This is a genomic window from Pseudanabaena sp. UWO310, from assembly GCF_006861605.1.
In the GTDB taxonomy this organism is placed as follows: domain Bacteria; phylum Cyanobacteriota; class Cyanobacteriia; order Pseudanabaenales; family Pseudanabaenaceae; genus Pseudanabaena.
In genome coordinates this window covers 1-19,886 of the sequence record NZ_SELU01000054.1, presented here as the reverse complement: position 1 = coordinate 19,886, position 19,886 = coordinate 1, and the positions used below count along the sequence as shown (strand labels likewise).

General features: G+C 45.0%; 13 protein-coding genes. 8 read left to right on the top strand and 5 right to left on the bottom strand.

Features of this window, described 5'->3' with window-relative positions; genetic code table 11:
- Positions 1–91: 91 nt before the first annotated feature.
- Together dxs and PseudUWO310_RS16730 are read right to left on the bottom strand one after the other, a co-directional pair.
- Entirely contained in the window at positions 92–2,011 is a 1,920-nt protein-coding gene (gene dxs / locus PseudUWO310_RS16735) for a 1-deoxy-D-xylulose-5-phosphate synthase (protein ID WP_142603281.1), read from the bottom strand.
- A gap of 132 nt (positions 2,012–2,143) precedes the next feature.
- Positions 2,144–2,437 carry a hypothetical protein gene (locus PseudUWO310_RS16730; RefSeq protein ID WP_142603278.1) on the bottom strand — a complete coding sequence of 98 codons (294 nt, stop codon included), beginning with the start codon at positions 2,435–2,437 and terminating at the stop codon, positions 2,144–2,146.
- A gap of 145 nt (positions 2,438–2,582) precedes the next feature.
- Here PseudUWO310_RS16730 and PseudUWO310_RS16725 point away from each other — a divergent pair, with 145 nt between their 5' ends.
- The 4 genes from PseudUWO310_RS16725 to PseudUWO310_RS16710 all read left to right on the top strand — a co-directional run bounded on the left by PseudUWO310_RS16725 (position 2,583) and on the right by PseudUWO310_RS16710 (position 7,915).
- Entirely contained in the window at positions 2,583–3,713 is a 1,131-nt protein-coding gene (locus tag PseudUWO310_RS16725) for a sensor histidine kinase (protein WP_142603276.1), read from the top strand.
- Positions 3,714–4,273: 560 nt separating this feature from the next.
- Positions 4,274–4,939, top strand: a complete 666-nt coding sequence (locus PseudUWO310_RS16720; RefSeq protein ID WP_223805716.1) for a YqiA/YcfP family alpha/beta fold hydrolase — start codon at positions 4,274–4,276, stop codon at positions 4,937–4,939.
- 170 nt (positions 4,940–5,109) lie between these two features.
- Entirely contained in the window at positions 5,110–5,874 is a 765-nt protein-coding gene (cysE, locus tag PseudUWO310_RS16715) for a serine O-acetyltransferase (protein WP_411729040.1), read from the top strand.
- 226 nt (positions 5,875–6,100) lie between these two features.
- Entirely contained in the window at positions 6,101–7,915 is a 1,815-nt protein-coding gene (locus PseudUWO310_RS16710) for a DUF3685 domain-containing protein (protein ID WP_190316059.1), read from the top strand.
- Between the two features lie 75 nt (positions 7,916–7,990).
- Here the strand turns inward: PseudUWO310_RS16710 and PseudUWO310_RS16705 are convergent, their stop codons facing one another.
- Positions 7,991–9,520, bottom strand: coding sequence for a class I adenylate-forming enzyme family protein (locus tag PseudUWO310_RS16705; protein WP_142603268.1), 1,530 nt, complete (start codon positions 9,518–9,520; stop codon positions 7,991–7,993).
- A gap of 282 nt (positions 9,521–9,802) precedes the next feature.
- Here PseudUWO310_RS16705 and psb29 point away from each other — a divergent pair, with 282 nt between their 5' ends.
- The 4 genes from psb29 to PseudUWO310_RS16685 all read left to right on the top strand — a co-directional run bounded on the left by psb29 (position 9,803) and on the right by PseudUWO310_RS16685 (position 14,085).
- A complete protein-coding gene (gene psb29 / locus PseudUWO310_RS16700) occupies positions 9,803–10,525 on the top strand; it encodes a photosystem II biogenesis protein Psp29 (protein ID WP_142603266.1) in 723 nt (240 codons plus the stop codon).
- Between the two features lie 304 nt (positions 10,526–10,829).
- Complete coding sequence (locus PseudUWO310_RS16695; RefSeq protein WP_142603264.1) at positions 10,830–12,449, top strand: DEAD/DEAH box helicase; 1,620 nt, start codon at positions 10,830–10,832, stop codon at positions 12,447–12,449.
- A 4-nt stretch (positions 12,450–12,453) separates the two neighbouring features.
- A complete protein-coding gene (locus tag PseudUWO310_RS16690; protein WP_142603262.1) occupies positions 12,454–13,236 on the top strand; it encodes a TylF/MycF/NovP-related O-methyltransferase in 783 nt (260 codons plus the stop codon).
- Between the two features lie 270 nt (positions 13,237–13,506).
- Positions 13,507–14,085, top strand: a complete 579-nt coding sequence (locus PseudUWO310_RS16685; RefSeq protein WP_142603260.1) for a PadR family transcriptional regulator — start codon at positions 13,507–13,509, stop codon at positions 14,083–14,085.
- 42 nt (positions 14,086–14,127) lie between these two features.
- Here the strand turns inward: PseudUWO310_RS16685 and PseudUWO310_RS16680 are convergent, their stop codons facing one another.
- Positions 14,128–19,173, bottom strand: coding sequence for a DUF4132 domain-containing protein (locus PseudUWO310_RS16680; RefSeq protein WP_142603258.1), 5,046 nt, complete (start codon positions 19,171–19,173; stop codon positions 14,128–14,130).
- Between the two features lies 1 nt (position 19,174).
- Positions 19,175–19,594: a hypothetical protein gene (locus PseudUWO310_RS16675; protein WP_142603256.1), complete on the bottom strand. Its 420-nt coding sequence runs from the start codon at positions 19,592–19,594 to the stop codon at positions 19,175–19,177.
- Between the last annotated feature and the right edge of the window lie 292 nt (positions 19,595–19,886).

Here is a 19,886-nt window from a genome sequence, read left to right as displayed (position 1 = left end):
TTTTAAGTTAGTTATAAGAATAAGGTGGCACTTTGTGCCACCTTATTCTTATTAACTGTGACTCCTGCACAGCAGGAAACACAGTCAAAATTTAATTGCTCATGGCAGCTTGCTTATTAAAGGCAAACTGTTGGAGAATGCGATCGCAGATTTGACCGCTAGATAGACCGAGTGCATTAAAGGACTGCTCTGGGGAAGCATGTTCGACCAAAATATCGGGAACACCGATACGATAAACGGGAGCCAACACATTCGCATCATTCAAAGCTTCCAAAACCGCACTACCAAATCCACCCATCAAGCAACCTTCCTCAAGGGTAACCACCTTACCAATTTTTTGAGCAAGGGGCAGAATTAGCTCAGTATCAAGAGGCTTCGCAAATCTGGCATTAACCACCGTAGCGCTAACTCCATGCTCGTTGAGAAGTTCCGCCACCTGTAGAGAAGGATAAACCATCGAGCCATAGGCTAGGAGCAGTACATCCTTCCCTTCGCGCAATACTTCAGCTTTACCAATGGGTAATGGCTCGATATCTTCGTCTTGTAATGGTGCGCCTACTCCGTTACCGCGAGGATAACGCATGGCACTCGCGCCATTGTGAGTCAAGCCCGTAACGATCATATTCTGCATTTCGGCTTCGTCCTTAGGAGCCATCAGCACTATGTTAGGAATGCAGCGCAGATAGGCAATGTCATACATCCCTTGGTGCGTAGGTCCATCAGCGCCGACGATACCTGCGCGATCGAGACAGAAGAAGACGGGTAAATTCTGGATACAGACATCATGGATTATCTGGTCAAAGCCACGCTGGAGGAAAGTGGAATAAATCGCCGCAACAGGGCGCATTCCTTCACAAGCCATACCCGCAGCCACGGTGATCGCGTGCTGCTCAGCAATGCCGACATCGATAAATTGATTAGGTAAAGCGGCTTGGAATTTGTCTAAACCTGTCCCCGTAGACATGGCGGCGGTAATGGCGACAATGCGCTTGTCATGCTCGGCAAGTTTGATCAGCGTATCCGCAAAAACCTTGGAATAGCTAGGAGGTTTGGGCTTGCTGGAAGTGGATGGCTTCGCTTTGCCTGTAGCGAGGTCAAAGGAATTTTGGGCGTGATAGCCCACGCGATCGGCTTCAGCATAGCTATAACCCTTACCCTTGGTGGTGCTAACGTGAACCATCACAGGACCCGTGAGCGTATGGGCCATCTTAAAGGTATCGATCAATTCCCTGAGATTATGACCGTCCACGGGACCAATGTAAGTGAAGCCAAGTTCTTCAAACACAGCTCCCACCTTATTTTGAACCATGGTGACAATCTTGAGATTGTCCTTGATGCGCTCGATTTCGGGACTGATTTGTTCGCCAACAAAGGGAATATTGCGGATTTGTCCCTCAAGATTGTTGGTGATAAATTTCATCGGTGGGCTGAGGCGCATTTTATTCAGATACTTAGGAATTGCGCCCACGTTGGGGGAAATCGACATTTCATTATCATTGAGGACAACTAATAAATTAGTTTTGGGAAGATGTCCTGCATGGTTAATTGCTTCGAGGGCCATCCCGCCCGTCAAGGAGCCGTCACCGATAATTGCTACGGTTTTGTAATTATCGCCTTGCAAGTCGCGGGCGATCGCCATACCCAGAGCTGCCGAGATACTAGTGGAAGCGTGCCCCGCCCCAAAATGATCGAATTCACTTTCGCGACGGTTGAGGTAGCCTGCAATCCCGTCCTTTTGACGTAGGGTATGAAAATTTTTGTAACGCCCAGTGATCAGCTTGTGGGGATAAGCCTGATGTCCCACATCCCAAACTACCTTGTCTCGATCTAGATCGAGGGTTTGGTATAACGCGAGGGTTAGCTCGACTACACCTAGTCCAGGACCGAGGTGTCCGCCTGTCGCAGCAATGGTTTCTAAATGCTTTTGTCGAATTTCACGGGCGATCGCTTCTAATTGCGAGATCGTCAGACCATGCAATTGGTTGGGATGGGTAACTTCACTTAACCGCATATATACTTATTTTTTTAAAATGGCTTTCTCTAGTTTAACTGAAGCATCACCCACAAACGTTCATCGCGATCGCAGTTCTTAAAACCAAAAAGAGAAGGGTGCTATGCACCCCTCTCTTTTTTGGGATTTTTGTTATTTCGATACAAGTGACAATACTGCTTGGCGGCATCCCATACAGTCACAGCCAAATTTCTGAACTGCCATATCGCCAATGCGATCGCTAGTCAAAATATTAGCGCGATCGTCGGAGGAGATATCTTTAGAATCAAGGCTTTGAGCGGTTCTCGTAATGACAATGGAGGAACTATAGGAATCAGAATCTTTGTTTAAGCTGCTAGAGGGATTGGCATGGGCAGGAGCGCTTGCGAGCAAGATAGCCGCAAAAATTGCGGGGCTACTAATCAGGGCTAATGAGGATTTTTTCATAGGTCACAAGAATACCGAATCGCATTCATTAATTATTCGAGATCATAGCATCTCTTAAAAAGCATGGGCGGGCTTGAGATGCTGCCACTTTTTTGAGTTAGCGATCGCTATATACTAAGATTTAAGCCTTTCCCTCAACCGATTAATGCTCTCCGCTAGTCCCGACCTCATAGCCCTAGCTCGATCGCAAATTATATTGCTGACCCAAAGTTTGGGTGCAGTCGCTAGTGCTATGTATATCACCGAAAATGTGGCGGATGGGATGCCTCCCCACCTAATTGAGGTGGCTGTTTTTCCAGAAGAGGGGGCGATCGCTTTGCCAGAGGCTTTTTCGACCGATGCTTTACCGATCCTATCGATGGGGGCTGGGGGCTTGGTAAGACAACGACGTTTTGTGTTGCCCTTGATCTACGAAGAGGCAATTTTAGGATTTTTAATGACAGGGCGGGACGATCGTGATTGGCTGGACTACGAACAATCGCAAATTCAGCAAATCGCCAACACATTAGCGATCGCCTGCGCCCTCGATCGTCGCAACCAATGGCTAGCAGCTAACCAGCAACGCAGTTACGAAGAGCAAAATAATTTTTTAGCTTCACTGCTACATCAACTCCGCAATCCTCTCACCGCCATTCGTACCTTTGCCCAACTGCTGTCGCGGCGCATCGTTGCCGAAGATCCGAATCAAAAATTTGTAACGGGTATTTTGCGAGAGACCAAGCATATTCAAGATTTACTCAGCGAAGCCGATCGCCCCACGCCATTGTTGCTATCTGAAGCCGAGCAGGAAAAGGCGCTCCTACCTGCGGCGATGGAACTTACAGAGATCGATCTCAGCGAAATTTTGGATGCAATTACTAATTTTGCCAGCGCGATCGCCCAAGAGCGCAATATTCAATTTCTATCGAATATTCCTTTGAATTTACCCAAAGCGATCGGTCATGAATCAGCTTTGAGAGAAGCACTCGGAAATTTGGTAGAAAATGCCCTCAAATATACGCCCGAACGTGGCTATGTATTTCTAGGAGCAGATGTGAAGCCCGACACAGTTTATATCTACGTTCAAGACACGGGCGTGGGGATTCCTGAGGCAGATCTACCCCGTTTATTTGAACGCAACTTTCGCGGTAGACAGGCAGATGGGGATATTTCAGGAACGGGACTGGGATTGGCGATCGCTAATGAGTTAGTCCAGAAAATGGAAGGAAGCATTCATGTAATCAGTCAAGTGGGCAAGGGAAGCACTTTCGCCGTAACGTTAAAGCGGACAGGATAGGTTTATTGAAGCAATCCTTCCCTTCGGAAAGTTGGGTACATGAAGATTCTTTCTCGAAGAAACTGGATAAAGCTCTACAGTGGAATCATGATCATCCCTCTCAATTATCGAATCTAGACTCATTTAATGTCGAGCCGTTGCTGTACGAGAAGTTGGTTATCTAAGATTTTTATCTTTGCATTCCGACCATGATTCAGTTTATTGAGCAATCAGCGATCGCAGTACAAGATCGGCGATCGCACTAAATTATTACACTCTGCAAGATTGGCGATCACACTTTCAGGCACTGGTCAGTCAATTCTTGGGGTTTGATACCAATTCACGAAAGTGTGACAACACTTTTGTGAATTAAACACCAAACCCAGTAAGGTTTTGAGATTCCCAAAATGGCAACGCCATTTTGGGAATTGGTATGATTTGTCCTCAGTCAAGTGACTGTAGCTATAAGCTGGAATTTTTAAAATAAACTGATTAAGTAGCTAGGCGCAATTAATATAAAATCCCAAAAGCTGTAGCGCACGCTGCGCGTGCGCTACAGCTTTTGCTTCTGGTTTTTAATTATGCTCAACTACTTAAATAAATGGCTTAAATTGATGAATTATCTCTATTTACATGGTTTTGCCTCTAGTCCTCAGTCCACGAAAGCAAAATATATGCAACAAAAGTTTGCCGAGCATGGGCTGACTCTGCATGTTCCCGATCTCAATCTCGCGGATTTTTCATCGGTGACGCTTACGGAGCAATTGGCTCACCTACAGACTTATCTCAGGGATGACGAACCGATCGCGGTAATTGGTTCTAGCCTTGGGGGATTTTTGGCAGTACAACTAGCTGCTCAAAACCTATCGGTACAGCAGTTAGTATTATTTGCCCCAGCCTTTGGGTTTAGTCAGAGGATAGCTAAAGCTTTAGGCTCAGAAAATGTTAATCGCTGGCAAGAGGAGGGGCTTCGCGAGTTTTATCATTATGGGATGAAGCGTAATGTAAATTTACAATTTAAATTTTTTGCCGATGCCCAGCAATATTCCGAAGAAAAGTTAACGCGATCGCTACCCATATTGATTTTTCACGGTCTTCATGATCAGGTTGTACCAGCGTCTTTAAGTGAAGAATTTGCTAAAAGGCGATCGCAAGTTACTTTAAAATTACTAGATGACGACCACGCTCTTGGCAAAAATTTAGAGACTACTTGGCAAGATACAAAGCAATTTTTGACCATTTTCTAAAATTTATGCTGTCGCCAAATCATGGGGCTAGCTGACGACCGATGAAGAGGCGTGAATTGCCTATTTTTTAAATAGTCATTCCAAAGGGTAGTTTCATTTGATACAAAATATCCGCTAGGATCTTAAAATCAGCAGTAGAAATAAAAAGGGTTTTAAAACCATTGAAAAATATTATTAAAACACTGCAAGCCGACTTCGCTATCATTTTTGAGCGCGATCCTGCTGCGCGTAACTGGCTAGAAGTGCTGCTATGCTACCCTGGGCTTCATGCGATCTGGTTATACCGCTTTGCCCATTGGCTGCATGGTATGAAGTTGCCTGTGATCCCTCGGATGATTTCCCAGATGGCAAGATTCCTAACGGGCATTGAAATTCATCCAGGCGCAAAGATTGGTAAGGGCGCATTTATCGATCACGGCATGGGTGTAGTAATTGGTGAAACGGCGATTGTTGGTGAATATGTCTTGATCTATCAGGGCGTAACCCTTGGCGGTACTGGCAAGCAATCGGGCAAACGCCACCCAACTTTGGGCGATAATGTGGTGGTTGGTGCGGGAGCAAAGGTTTTAGGTAACATAGAAATCGGTAGTAATTCTCGCATTGGGGCTGGTTCCGTAGTGTTGAAATGTGTTCCACCCGATTGCACCGTTGTTGGCATTCCTGGGCGCATTGTCCATCGTCATGGAGTTAAGGTTTCTGCCCTCGATCATTTTCAGGTTCCCGATCCTGAAGGTGATGTAATCCGATCGCTGATCGGTCGCGTCGAGCAATTAGAAAAACATGCCGAAGCCCATACTTTACATCCTCTCAATAACTACATCATCGATTCAGAACTTTTGAAAAATGTCCGCCCCAGACATCTTACGCCCTGCGATCGCGTTGATCGTTTTGAGCCAGAAGAATACGAAGGCTTTTCTGAGGGTGGTGGAATTTAAACATCAAACATACAAGCCTGTGCTGCGTGGGCAGCACAGGCTTGTATGTTTGATGTTTTATAGCTACCGCCAGTCTTATTAGGACAAAATTAAAACCCAAAATCATGTTGTCGCGCGGAGCGCGACAACATGATTTTGGGTTTTATGTCCTGATACAGTTGGCGGTAGCTATATGTATGATTTAAAAGTTCTTGCACCAATCTGCCCGAACTTAATTTGTAAGTTAATGAGTGACGAGTTGTACAGGTTGCTTTTAGTAGATAGCGATCGCATTTTTCGGATGGGAATGCGATCGTGGTTGTTTGAGTTTCCAGATTTAGAAGTATTGGCAGATGTGGAAACCGCCGAGGATGCTTTAAGGATTTTGCGGGAAATCCCTGCGATTGATTTAGTGATTCTCGATCTCAATTTAAGGGGAGAGAGTCGAGATTCTGCGTCAATAGGTCGTTTGGGGTTAGATCTATGCCAAGAATTAAAGTCGCAATATCCCCATTTACCCCTATTCGGATTGATTTCTCAGTCGTCTTCGGAACTCATAAAAACTGCCCTTCTTTATGGTATTGATGGCTACTGCATGAAGGGAAATAAGCCCGAAGAATTAGTTGCGGCGATCCGTCAAGTTGCTCGTGGTGGTCAATATTTGGGGGAGCGCTACCAAAATGAAGTCAGCCAGAATGAAGTCAGTCAGAATGTTCGCTTAGTCCCTAATTTGCCAGAGCAAACTGTGATGGAGATTGTCAAACGGAGCTTTTATCGGTCGGGAGTAGGACAGATCGATCACTTGCTAGCTGAGGTTAGATTGAGTTTGTCTGGGGCAAATAATCGGATCGGTGATCGGATCGGCGATCGCCTAATCAAGATCGTTTTGGCAGGGCAAGTTCGCGAACTACAGGTTGCGCGTTGGCTAATGCGACAGCTATGGGGACAAGCCTCAACTCCTGCGATTTCTCAAATTCCGCTTGAGCGCTCTTCCGAAATGGCTAGCTCTGATGTGGATATAGGCGATCGCCCAATTACTAAATTTGATAGAACGCAGGAGCGAACCGAGCTAAAGCATCAGCATAATATCCTCGCGATCCAAGCTAGTTTATGGGACAAAACCGTTACAAAAATTCAATCTAATCTGTCTAATTGGAGTAAGACACCCCTAGAAATTGACATTTTAAAAGATGATAAGAAGCGCGAACTTTTATATCTTGCCCTGCGGCAAATCGAACAAAGCCTTACAGAATTGAGGTTTGCGCAAATTCTCCCATCGCAGCTAGAGTCTAAAACCCCTGATATTTTAAGAAGGATATGGCAAGAAACTGTAATTAATTTTTTTGGCAAATACTACGTGGTCACAAGCATTACTGATATTGGTAATGAGGTAAGTAATGAGGTAAATGTAGTTGACACTTTACTCAAGGATTATGCAATCATCCAAGCCGAATTTCTCAATAAAATTCCTCAGTTTAATTCTTTTCTCGCTCACTTATTATTTGAAACAGAATTAGTAGTTGATAGTAAGAATGTATCGCTAGGTTCGACTGAAGCGATGCAGAGGTTGGAACTGATTTTAGACAATGTAATTATTCAGATTGCGAATGCTGTAATTCAACCGCTTTTAAATAATTTTGCCAATGCTGAAGAAATTAAGCAAAACTTCTATCGATATAATTTGCTGGCAACCCGTGAAATAGAAAGATTTCGGAACGAACTATCTTGGAAATACCGCCTAGAAAAATACGTCCTCGAACCGCAATTAATTTTTGAAAGTCGTCATATCTTTTTAACCTTTGCCGATCTCGGTATCAAAAGGATAAGTATCTACGCACCCCGCAATCAGGAACTCCAAAAGTTAGAAGGTGTGCAGCTAGCGGTAACCTTAGTACTGGAAATCCAAGATGCGATCGCGCCAAGACTAAAATCGGCGATCGCCTTCCTTGGTAGTGGATTTGTGTACTTATTAACCAATGTGATTGGTCGTGGTATCGGGTTGATCGGGCGTGGTGTAGTACAGGGGATTGGTACTGCTTGGCAGGATCGACCCAAAAGATAAGTGGCGGCGCTTAGCGCCGCCACTTATCTTTTGGGTTTTATGTTCTTTGCTATAGGAGAGAGAATTTAGGATTGCTTAAAGGTTTTGAAGTTGTTGGGCGAGAATATTTTTTTGGATTTTACCCATCGCATTGCGGGGAAGTTTCGCAATAAAAAATATTTGCTTGGGGCATTTATAGGTTGCAAGACGGCTTTTACAATGTTCGATTAATGCTTCAGGAGTAATATTAGCGGTTTCTTTAAGGGCGATCGCTGCCACAACCCTTTCCCCAAAATCCCTATCCTCTAAACCTAATACGGCGGACTCTTTAACCGCTTCATGGCATTCGATCACATTTTCAATTTCCTTAGGATACACATTAAATCCACCCGTAATAATTAGCTCTTTAGCCCGACCAACTAAGTACAATCGACCATTATCATCGGGATCTTGAAAGCCGAGATCGCCAGTCCGAAACCATCTGTCCACAAAGGATTCTGCTGTTTTTTCGGGCATTTCCCAATAGCCTTGAAAGACATTGTCGCCACGAATCCAGACTTCTCCCACTTCAGACATTTGGACATTCTTTCCATCCCGATCGACGATGCGGATGGCAACTCCTGCTAATGGAAAACCGACGCTTTTGGCTTTGCGATAGTCAGCTTCAATTAAGTTGGAGGCATTCATCCCCGTTTCAGTCATGCCATAACGTTCGAGAATGCGGAAACCTGTGAGATGCTCAAACTGATGGAATTGACGATCGCTTAAGGGCGCAGAGCCAGAGATAAACAGCCGCATTTTCGTTAAGTCGGGTTTTGGTGCGAGTTTTTCCCATGTATCGATCAAGCGTTGATAGATGGTCGGAACCCCCATTAATATCGTACAGTTTGCCGACACTAATGTATCCCAGACCCTCTGAGGATCGAACTTTTCCAGCATGACAATGGTTGCTCCTGCGTACAGCCCGCCTAGGGTCGCAACATTTAAACCATGAATGTGGAATAGGGGCAAAACATGGAGAAGGATATCGCGATCGCTCCATGCCCATGCTTTGTGGAGAGCTTGCATATTCGCGATCAGATTGCGATGTGAGATGGCTGCACCTTTAGAACGTCCAGTCGTTCCAGAGGTATATAAAATCATGGCTATATCATCGAGATCTGTTGCATATTTTGCGGCGATCGCCTTGCCATCCGATCTGATGGAAGCATTGGCAGTGACTTCTGAAGGCGATAAATCCTCATCCTGAAGTAGAATTTGTAATTCGGAAAGATGTTGAATCGATGGCTGAACTCTGCTGTAGAGGATTTGAGAAGTCACTAATAGCGAACTTCCTGAGTCAGTGAGAAAATAGACCACCTCCTCAGGACGATAATCGGGATTTAGCGGTAAAGAGATCGCTCCGATGGAGAGAATGGCAAAATGAAAAAATAAAAACTCAATACATTTGGGTAATTGGATGGCGACGCGATCGCTTTTTTTAATACCAAAGCGATCGAGTTTGGTAATGTAGCATTGCACCTGATGGTCGAATTCTTGGTAAGTCCAAACTTTTCCCTCAAAAATAATTGCGGGTTTGTCAGCATATTTTGCGGCGGTTTCGGAAATTAGCTGTGCTAAATTCATGACTGATTTACCTCTAGCAATTTTTCAATCAGGAGATCGTCCGACATTTTACAGTGCTGGGCGCGATCGCTCAAAATTCTCATCATCATAAAGTACTGCGCTATGCAGAATTAAAAACCAAAAAAAGAGATTTTACCGTCCGCTACGCGGACGGTAAAATCTCTTTTTTTGGTTTACTTTTGCTGTAAGACTGGCGAGAAATTTATCTACAGGGATAGACCGATGCCACGGCTATCTGTGCGATGATAAATTGAACTATCTTGCCGTTAGGTTTTGTTGACTGTGAATACCGTTCGTACTGTTTCTGACACCAAAAAAGACTTTTATTTAGCCTTCCCCAAACCAGTCAATCAGGTCTACCGACGGGTTGTGGACGAACTTTTAGTGGAAATTCATCTGCTGAAAGTCAATCAAACATTTGTTTACGATGCAATTTTTGCGTTAGGTTTTGTAACTACTTTCGATCGCTTTACAGCAGGCTATAAACCTGAAACCGATCGCTTTGCGGTATTTCATGCATTGTGCGCGGCACTGCAATTTGATTCCGATCGCATTCGTCAAGATGCAGCTACTCTCAGCGATTTAGCGACGCGATCGCCTAACGATATTAAAACCCTACTTACCAATCTGGATGCGGGAATTAGCCTTGAACCTTTGTCGGGGCAACTACAAATTATTTCTGCCAAAGAAAATTTTAAATATAGCCGTTTGCTGGGCGTAGGGCTTTATGCATTGCTAGAAATTAGCGATCCAGAAGCGATCGCCGATAGTGCCAAGCGCGAAGAATTAATCAAACTAGTGGGTGAGACGCTGAAATTTGGAAGCGATCGCTTACTTAAGGATGTCGATCTTTATCGCTCAAACCTTGACAAAATCGAGCAAGCCCGTCAGATGATTGCCGATATGGTAGAAGCTGAGCGTAAAAAACGCTCTCAAAAGGAAGCGGCCCTATCCACTGCTAAAACTACGGAAGCTTCCAGCGAAACTCCCGATAATCCATCCTAATCTCAAGCTAAGAAACCATTTAAGAATTGGATAGATCCCCCCAGCCCCCCTTAAAAAGGGGGGAGGACTAAATTCTTCCCCCTTTTTAAGGGGGATTGAGGGGGATCTCTTAGAGCTTTTGACCGCAGAAAGTAATTCTTAAATGGTTTCTAAGAAATGGCGTAGCCATTTCTTAGAAACCATTACTAAGTTAAGTTTTTAATTCACGAAAGTGTGACAACACTTTCGTGAATTGGTATAAAAAATCTGTAATGCGTTTTGGAAAACTTCTGGCATAATACTAGGGATTTTTTTGAGGCGCGAGATGTCCGAATTACGAGACTATCAGCAACGGGTCATCGATGAAATTTATGCAACTTGGCAACAGGGCAAGCGCTCTATCCTACTAGCCATGCCTACGGGTTCAGGAAAGACCCGCACCTTTAGCGAACTCGCCAAACATTTTTGCGATCGCGATCGGCGTGTCCTCCTATTGGTACATCGGGAGGAATTACTCTGGCAGGCTAAAAAAACCTTAGAAAAAATCCTGCGATCGCCCGTAGGTATCATCAAAGCCGATCGCCCGATGCAGCTGGAGCATCCAGTGCAATGCGCCTCCGTGCAAACTCTAGTAAAACGGCTCGAAAAACAAGAAATAGATTTAGGGGCGATCGCTTTAGTAATTATCGACGAAGCCCACCTATCCCTTGCACCCAGCTATCTATCCATTTTGAGGTGTTTCCCTGAAGCTTTGATTTTGGGAGTGACGGCTACCCCTTCACGACTAGATGGGCGGGGTTTTGATCGCCTTTACGAGGCTCTCGTGATCGGTCCTTCCGTATCGGAATTGATCTGGCGAGGATTTCTCGCGGATTATGAAGTTCTTGCTCCTGAAAGTTTTTTGCCAACAGAAGAAGGTATTCGCATTGCAGGTGGCGATTTTAATTCCGCTGATCTGGCTGAGCGGATCGATCGCCGCTATGTCGCTGGTTGCGCTGTGGATGCTTATTTGCGCCACGCTTGCCAAAAGCGCTGTGTCGTATTTGCCATTAACTTAGATCATTCCAAAGCGATCGCTGAACGTTACTGCGCCGCAGGTATTGTAGCCGAACATATCGATGGCGAAACGGCTCCCAAAGATCGGCAAGCTATTCTCGAACGTTTTCGCGCTGGTGAAACTCAAGTTCTTTGTAATGTTAATTTATTTACTGAAGGTTTTGACGTTCCAGAAATTGAAGTTATTCAGCTCTGCCGTCCCACCAAATCCGTTGCTCTCCATTTGCAAATGCTCGGTCGGGGGCTGCGCCCTAAGGGAGGACGGAAAGCATTGATTCTCGATCATGCGGGAAACTGTTTGCGCTTAGGGGGGGCAAAGGCAGACCGATGCTGGACGTTGCAGGGATTAACAGAGTCTATTCCTGCCCCCGAAGCATTGATCAACCCTATGGAAGAGGCGATCGAATTTATGACAGAGGCGATGGAACCGTCGATCGCCTTTTCTAAGACACAAATCGATCTGCCTAATTTTCCCAAGCGCCGCGTCGAAATTTATGAAACTGATGTTGATTTCTTTCATCTGCCCACGCATACCGAACTCGAAACGCAACTAGCTCGCCAAACCTATAGTCAATCCCCACCAGCTAGACCAATTTCGAGCCGATCGCCGAGAGTGTCATCAGAGGCAACGCCATCCCACCCCCGTCAAGATCGCCGCTCCGCTCCCAATCGCCAAATTCCGCCTTCAGCTTCATCGCAGGTTTCTGCAAAGAGACGCTCTAGCCCCCCAAAACGTCATTTGTCACCTTTACAGCAGGTGGGCAAAGCGGCGATCGAGCTAGCGGAAAGGATGGAAAATATTCTCCTATGGATCTGGCGATCGTGGTTTCCTCCCAAGCGCAAACGGGTCGAGATTCCTCGCAGATCTAAACGCCCTCAAAGTTTTTGATTTTATGAAACAACTACTAAAAAGCACTTTGCGTCGTTTGGGTTACGACCTAGTACCTTATGTACCTGTCTCGGAAACAAACTCGGAACTCGCTGCTGTACCCGATCTGTCCGAAGATCAGCAGAGGATAATTTTAGCGGCAAAGCCTTTTACAATGACCAGTGTAGAACGCATGGCGACATTAATTAATGCTGTAACCTATGTGTCCCAGAATGGGCTTGCGGGGGATATTGCTGAGTGCGGCGTTTGGCGAGGAGGCAGCATGATGACAGTTGCGCTTACCCTTATGGCTCTCGGTGATCTCAGTCGATCGCTTTACCTTTTCGATACGTTTGAGGGTATGTCTTCACCGACCGACGACGATAGAAGTTTGGATGGAGTTTCTGCCGACTTGCAACTTGATCGCGATCCGCAGGGAAGTGGAATCTGGTGTTACGCAAGTTTAGATGAGGTTCGAGCAAATATTTTATCTACGGGTTATCCAGAACAAAAGATTCATTTACTCAAGGGAAAGGTCGAGGACACAATTCCGCAAAGTATGCCGTCCCAGCTTTCCCTTTTACGCCTTGATACGGATTGGTACGAGTCAACTAAACATGAGCTCATGCATCTTTATCCCATATTGACCGAAAAGGGAATTCTGATTATCGATGACTATGGACATTGGCAAGGAGCCAAGAAGGCTGTGGACGAGTATTTTGCAGAACTTGACAGTAATCTTGACAGTAATATTTATTTACACCGCATCGATTATACGGGACGTATTCTTGTAAAACCAAGCAAATAGAAGAGATTTGTGCGCAATAGCTGCTAACAAGTTAAGTAGCTAGCCATAAGTAAACTTAAAACCTAGAAGAGCGTACCGTCCGCGTAGCGGACGGTACGCTCTTCTAGGTTTAAAACCCAAGAATTGATTGGCGGCGCTCCGCGCCGCCAATCAATTCTTGGGTTTTAAGTTTTAGTAATTTTATAGTTGACAAAACCGATATATCGCGATAGCTTTTATATAGATATCGATATATCGCGATAGCTATTTAAAACCAATAAGGAGTTACCTATGTTTAGACAATTTCGTTCCCATTTTCCTGATCTAGCTTTGGCTGGAGAAGGGCTTAACAATCACTTCTTCATGAGTAGGAGGCATGGACATAGAGATGATTTTGGTGGCGGATGGGGCGATGAACCTCGCACCCGTCGCGGTGACATAAAATTCATTCTGCTGGCGCTGCTATCGGAGCGACCCATGCATGGCTATGAACTGATCAAAGAATTGGAAGCCCGTGGTGGTGGATTTCGCCGCCTCAGTGCGGGTTCGGTATATCCCGCATTACAAATGATGGAAGAAGGCGGTTATTTGACGAGCGAGCAGATTGATGGCAAGCGGATCTATACGATCACCGAGAATGGCAGGCAATTTTTGAGCGATCGCCATCAGCAATCCCCTGTCAAAAATCCTCGCGACAGCTTCACAGAAAACAAACCTACGGAATTGATTGAGTTACGGCGGACTTTAACCGAGTTAAACGATGCGGTCACCCAAATCGCGCGCAGCGGCAATCTGGAGCAAGTCAATCGCGTGCGGGATCTGCTTACTCAGGTCAAGCGTGAGATCTACAAAATGCTTGCCGAGCAGTAATATTCCTCTGTCGTTGCAGTTTTTTCTGTTATTACCGCATGGTTATAGTAATTGCTGCAAAATTGTGGGATCTTTAATTTCTTTATCCTTGGCGAATAGGAGGATCTTAGAAATTATTTCCGCAGTTTTCGGATCGTCGTCGGCAAAGGGAAGGAATAATCTACCTCGATGCTGGCTGTGAACGGGAACAATGCAAAGGGAGCCCCCTGGTTGCCGATGCACTACACCACTGCCAAGATGGACAGAATAGCTGCCGAGTTCGCCTTCGATCAGGGCATAGTTATTTTGTAAATTGACATTAGTCAGCTTCAATAATCGATTGGTTTCCCGAATCAGCGCCGATCGCATTTCCACCGTAGAAGCACTTGCCTCGGGATCGACCCCGCCTTGATGCGCCACGCTCACCACTAGGTCGAGATCGCGCATGACTTCGCTAAACACTATGGCAGGAACTTGATCGAGTTTGAGCGCATTGCCGCGACTACGTTGAGAGAAGTAGACAGCATCAATAGTTAAGCCTTCCACTTCGGCGGGAGTAGTCCAACCGCTATTAGTTTCCACAGAGACATATATATCTTGGTCGTAAAAAATGCGATGGATACTTGATTCGTAATCGTAACTATTCGCTACCCAGCCGCGTTGTCCAAATAAAGCCAAAGCCTGTCTGGGATTCACCTGATGTCCAGCATAACGGCGAGAACCTTTATGTTCAGTTTCCTCCGTATGAATAGGAAGATAGAGTTCTCGAAAAATTTGTTTAAAAGGTTGCGATCGCTCGGCATGGAAACATTCTTGTTGCCAGAGATGCCATTCACCAGTTTTCACAAGATCGGCGGGATGGGCGATTCGGACTAGATCGGCAGAATTGAGTTGGGTATAGGTGCTGTCATGTTTTCGCAACCGAGAATCTTGGGGATAACCGATCGCCGTTTCGCCAACAAAAATTAATTGCTGCAACATCGGGCGCAGAATGGGATGAATTAATAATTGTTGTAGTTCTGCGCCTGTAAAGCGATCGCCACGACACATGGATTGTTCAAGAGACAACCGCATTCTTGAGGCTTGTTTGGTTAGTTTCTGTTTACGCTCCTGAAGAGCCATAATTTCTGCATTCTTTTTGAGGGTCGCAGGAATCGTTTTTTGCGGTTTACCTTTTTTAGCGATCGTTAAATTAGGAGCGCCGAGCGCGTCAAGACTGAGACTAACGGAAACATCGCCTTCTGTCACCGTGACTGCACCTTCTACTAAATCAGCGATCGCTTTGGCTTCCATTGCCCATTCTAGGCGTTGAGGATCGGCGTATCCCGCTGTCCGCGACAGGTTTTCCATGGCAATACGAGCGGCAAGTTTTTCACTCGCTTGCCGTTGGGAACCAAATTGTTTAGTACCCTGCATAAATTCTTGAATAACTTCGTAGCGTTGCAGAATATCGGCTTCACGATTCTCTGACTCTAAGGGAATTAAGCCCAAGGCTCGCACAGAATCCTGATGGCGCTTTGTTTGAATGCGATCGATGGTTGCCGATTTCTCAATTTGTCCTAACATGGCATCCGCAAACAGACGCGCCCGCGTATGCCCTTGTCCGCCCGCCGCAAATTTTGCTGCTTCGTGGATTTCTTCCCATTGGACAGGTGTCATGGCGCGATAGGCTCTCCAAAACCAAGCTACATCGACAGCACCATCTACTAGATCTTGGCTGGTGAGGGGCGTATGTTCGCCAACCTGAGCGCTCCAACCTTCTCTAATTGATTGCTCGACTTGCCAATGGGAATCTTTGGTATGGGCATGGAACCACCATACGGCTTCGGCAAATGCGGGAGATGCCAGTAGATGCCCCACATACCTTGCCCATTGAGGGGCATAGACCGCTAGCTCGATCGCTTTGCGATTGGTAAGCCCAGAAGCGGTAAATTGCTGTGCGAATAGTTCGGGGGTATCGGTGGGCAGAGGGAAGGAAACGCGAATGAGATGACTAAATACGGCGGCTTTACTAGCGTGATCGTAGCTCCATCCTCGGATAAACTGCTCTTTGCCTAAATTTTGCAAAAGTTTAATCACAGGGGCAATGCCTAATACGGACTGCAAGCTCAAGGCGGCTTCTGTCGCAGGGGTAGGTAAATCACCGCGATCGCATTCTATTTCCACAATCCGCCGCCGACAGCGATCGACTAATTCTAATAAGTATTGATAATCAGGTTCGGGTAAATTAGAGAACTCATTTCTGGTGCGATTATCTGCTGTAAGCGTTCCGCTACGTTGAGTTAATGTTCTCAATTCTCTAAAACAGTAGTAGTTCTCCAACCTTTCACCAACTAAAAAATCTAAAAGATCTGCTTCTGTAACTGCATTGGCTTTGAAGGCAAAAATCATCTGGATTAAATTCGGACGACAACGCTTAATCTGTCCTTCCGACTGATTACTAATCGGCAAAATCTGATAACTTCTATTGTTTTCATTTTTAAGATAGCGCGGTACTGTTCCTAATGGTTCATCAATCCAGCGTAGCAACTGCCATAGTCGTCTTGTCTGTGCTAATGTCCATTCACTAGGGCACGAATTATGATACTGAAAAGCAAAAAGCAACCATGTAGTGAATTGATTGTTTTCACGCCAATCATCAATATATTCATCTGGAGACGATCCAAGACTCTGTAAAACGGTTTGATGAATTGTCGCAAGTGAAAACTGGGTAGCGTCTAAAATAAAATCGACAGCACCTTCAAGAGGATATAGAAACAGCAGCCATTTCAGCGCACACTTAACTAAACTGCTATAATTTAGTCCTTGTACTTCAATCACCAAAATTCGCTGACAATCTCTTACCCATTTAGGTGATTGATCGTTTAAAAAATGGTTCCGAAAGAAAGAATAGTCTTGGAAAAGGTTTTCATGTCCTTGTCTAGGCAAAGAAGCTATAGCTCGTAATAATTCATATCCATCGGCATCACGTAACTCTGGTGATCGATTCTGCCACCATTCTTGCCACACCTCTGCTAAAGGTAAATTAGCAAGATTCTCCTCATGGGAAATATCTGGGGAAGGAAAACTTAACCAATGTAAATTCCCTAGCAATTGCTCTTCGCCTTCAGTTCCATCCCATCCTCTCAGTTTAACTGGCACATTGCGATATTCATGAATTAAATCGTCGAGCGATCGCAATATATTTTTAGTAGCTTCAGAAACTAATACGATTTCGCGATCGGGAAATGTGGGCGGAATCGCGGGAGTACGTTGACTGGGATCGAATAGCCCCAAACCATTTTCAAGGGTAGCAGTTTGCTGCTTCTCAGGTTCAGTGAATTTTTGTAAAAGCTCTACTTCGGCGGCAGTGAGTTTTGGTCTTTGGCGATAGGCTTCCACTTTTTGATAACAGTCATCGCTCAGACGTTTTGCCCGAATCATTTCATCTAATAATTCTAGCCCTGATAAGCGTTGACCCGCATCTTTACTGTTTAAAAGGCGATCGCTACTAATAAGAACATCGGGGTCAGATTGATTCAAGATTAAATTCAACACTCCACGCCGCAGATCGCTACCTTTGCGGGTGAGTAAACCCTCCATTTTGACAATCAATTCAGAATTGAGAGAATAGGGTTTGAGTAACTTAAAAATTTGTTCGCGCAAATGGGAAGAGCGATCGCGCATTGCCGCAAAAACTTGCTCTTGTATCTCATCATCCCAAGGTTGCTCTTTAATCAATAATTGGATTACTTGAACCCGCAGCCACACGTCCATCTCCGACAGATAGGGAATCATCTTTCTGGGAGAGCGATCGCCTAAATGATCATTTAAAGCGCGGATGACCTGCGATCGGTCTAAACTCAACAGCATCCATTCCCAAACTAGCGGTTGTAGTTTCTTCTCATTGGTAGGAATCCTTTGTAAAAAAGCTTCTAAACGCTCAAACAGATCGTTATTTGTCCGATTGCTATCTATTTGAATAGGATGCTGAATACTACTCTGAATGCCCTGAAAAGCTTGGGCAGCAACTCGCAAATCACGATCTTCGAGAATAGGTAAGAGTGCTTGCTTCGTTGAGACTAAATGCAATTGATTCAGTAAGAATGCCGCCACAAAGCGAACTTCCACTTGAGAATGTTGGAGTAAGAGCGTCGCAGGGGCGATGGCAGCTTCAGCATTATCAAAGGCGATCGCCCATAAACAAAGATAAACTTCTTGAGGATCGGTACTTGCTAAACCTGACAGTCTTAAATTCTCATCTTCGAGAAATCCTAATAATTGACGCAGCGATCGCTCGGCTATTTTCTTATGTTCGATAGTCCAACCAAAGCCAAACCACTGATCCACCGCTCGAATCGTGGCACTAAAGCGGATTAAATCCTGCTCTAAAATCAACCTCACCATGCGCCGAAAAGCTTGGGGATGCGCCTGAGCGATCGCTTCCAAAATAGTTTGCCGCAGTCCTTCCTGTCGTTGGGCAGCTAGTAACAAATTTTCTACAAATGTCCAGCAGTCTGGTCGATTTACTATCAATAGCGATCGCACAACATGATTACCCATGGCAGCGATCGCATGTTCCCCCCTTGCCGAATCTAGCAATATTGTTAATATTTCTTCCGAATGCTCATCTTCCGCTTCTATCGCCGCCGCGAACAGAATACCAATATCGCTATATTGATGAATATAAGCTATCCAAACTGGATACCAAGTAATATCCTGCTCATATTGCTGAACTATGTTCAGAATGCCCTGTACCCAATTAACTAAAGTGGCAGGGATAATGGAAGATGATAGGCGAAATGGCTGCCTTTGATAGCCATTCTGATAGGGTAGTCGCTGATGTAATTGCCAACCAGCTTCTACATATTTGGCGATTAATGGACATAGCGCTTCAAAGATCTGATATCTTTCCGTAGCACTAACTTCTCCCAAACGATTGGATGATTTGGCAATCTCATCCCAATTTCTCGTCTCCAATCCTTGAGAATCTCTTCGCAATAAAGCCCAAGCAATTTCTCTTAAACCATCTGGGAGAGATGCGATCGCCGTTTGATGGCGCTCTAACCAAATTTCGGGAGTGCTAAAGAATTTTTGTAGTTCTTGAGAAGCCTGTTCGCGCTTTAACATATTAACCTCCTACCATCGCCACGAGACGCAAAAATAATACCTTGCTTTGGGGCTGGAGCGTCACTTGTTCGTCCAACGATTCATACTGGCGATCGTCAATAAAAACATAATATAAGCCATCGCTAAAAGCCTGAATCGCTGCCTCAAAAGCGGCTTGCAGATCGACAGGTTGGGGTGCAAATCCGCGATCGCCTGAAGTTATCTTGCCTTTTTCCATTCCCCAAGCGATCGCATCCTTAGTCAAGATTTGAGGCAATCTTTGTTGTTCTTGGCGATCGCGAAAAGCAGTCACTTCTGCATCCACAATATCCAAAATCAAATCGCGTAATGTCAATCCTTCCTGCGAGATTGATACTTGCCACGGTGCTACTGGCGATCGCTTCCGTCCTATAACTTTTGCTTCAACCTCAACCATTTGCATAGTATGACCTATACGCTTATTCAGAAAGTAGATATGGGAGTGATTTTATCACTAAAAATTTATCACTAAAATTTATCACTAAGTAGCTAAAAACTAACAGTCTGCGCCACCAACTAAGTTGGTGGCGCAGACTGTTAGTTTTTATTCTTTAACGATACTGATGTATATAGCAATCCTAAATGAGTTGTGGAAAAATAGAGAAGAAGAAATCAAAGCAAAGACTTGGAAGAATTAACTGAATTTATAGAGAGTAATCCCAAGAGCAAGGAACTCAAAAGAGCAATCGCGGTAC

Bases quoted from the DNA above. Each gene is read 5' to 3' on its own strand.
- dxs (WP_142603281.1), bottom strand. From the start codon at position 2,011: ATGCGGTTAAGTGAAGTTACCCATCCCAACCAATTGCATGGTCTGACG.
- PseudUWO310_RS16680 (WP_142603258.1), bottom strand. From the start codon at position 19,173: ATGTTAAAGCGCGAACAGGCTTCTCAAGAACTACAAAAATTCTTTAGC.
- PseudUWO310_RS16685 (WP_142603260.1), top strand. From the start codon at position 13,507: ATGTTTAGACAATTTCGTTCCCATTTTCCTGATCTAGCTTTGGCTGGA.
- PseudUWO310_RS16675 (WP_142603256.1), bottom strand. From the start codon at position 19,594: ATGCAAATGGTTGAGGTTGAAGCAAAAGTTATAGGACGGAAGCGATCG.
- PseudUWO310_RS16720 (WP_223805716.1), top strand. From the start codon at position 4,274: ATGCTCAACTACTTAAATAAATGGCTTAAATTGATGAATTATCTCTAT.
- PseudUWO310_RS16725 (WP_142603276.1), top strand. From the start codon at position 2,583: ATGCTCTCCGCTAGTCCCGACCTCATAGCCCTAGCTCGATCGCAAATT.
- PseudUWO310_RS16690 (WP_142603262.1), top strand. From the start codon at position 12,454: ATGAAACAACTACTAAAAAGCACTTTGCGTCGTTTGGGTTACGACCTA.
- PseudUWO310_RS16730 (WP_142603278.1), bottom strand. From the start codon at position 2,437: ATGAAAAAATCCTCATTAGCCCTGATTAGTAGCCCCGCAATTTTTGCG.
- PseudUWO310_RS16710 (WP_190316059.1), top strand. From the start codon at position 6,101: ATGAGTGACGAGTTGTACAGGTTGCTTTTAGTAGATAGCGATCGCATT.
- PseudUWO310_RS16705 (WP_142603268.1), bottom strand. From the start codon at position 9,520: ATGAATTTAGCACAGCTAATTTCCGAAACCGCCGCAAAATATGCTGAC.
- PseudUWO310_RS16695 (WP_142603264.1), top strand. From the start codon at position 10,830: ATGTCCGAATTACGAGACTATCAGCAACGGGTCATCGATGAAATTTAT.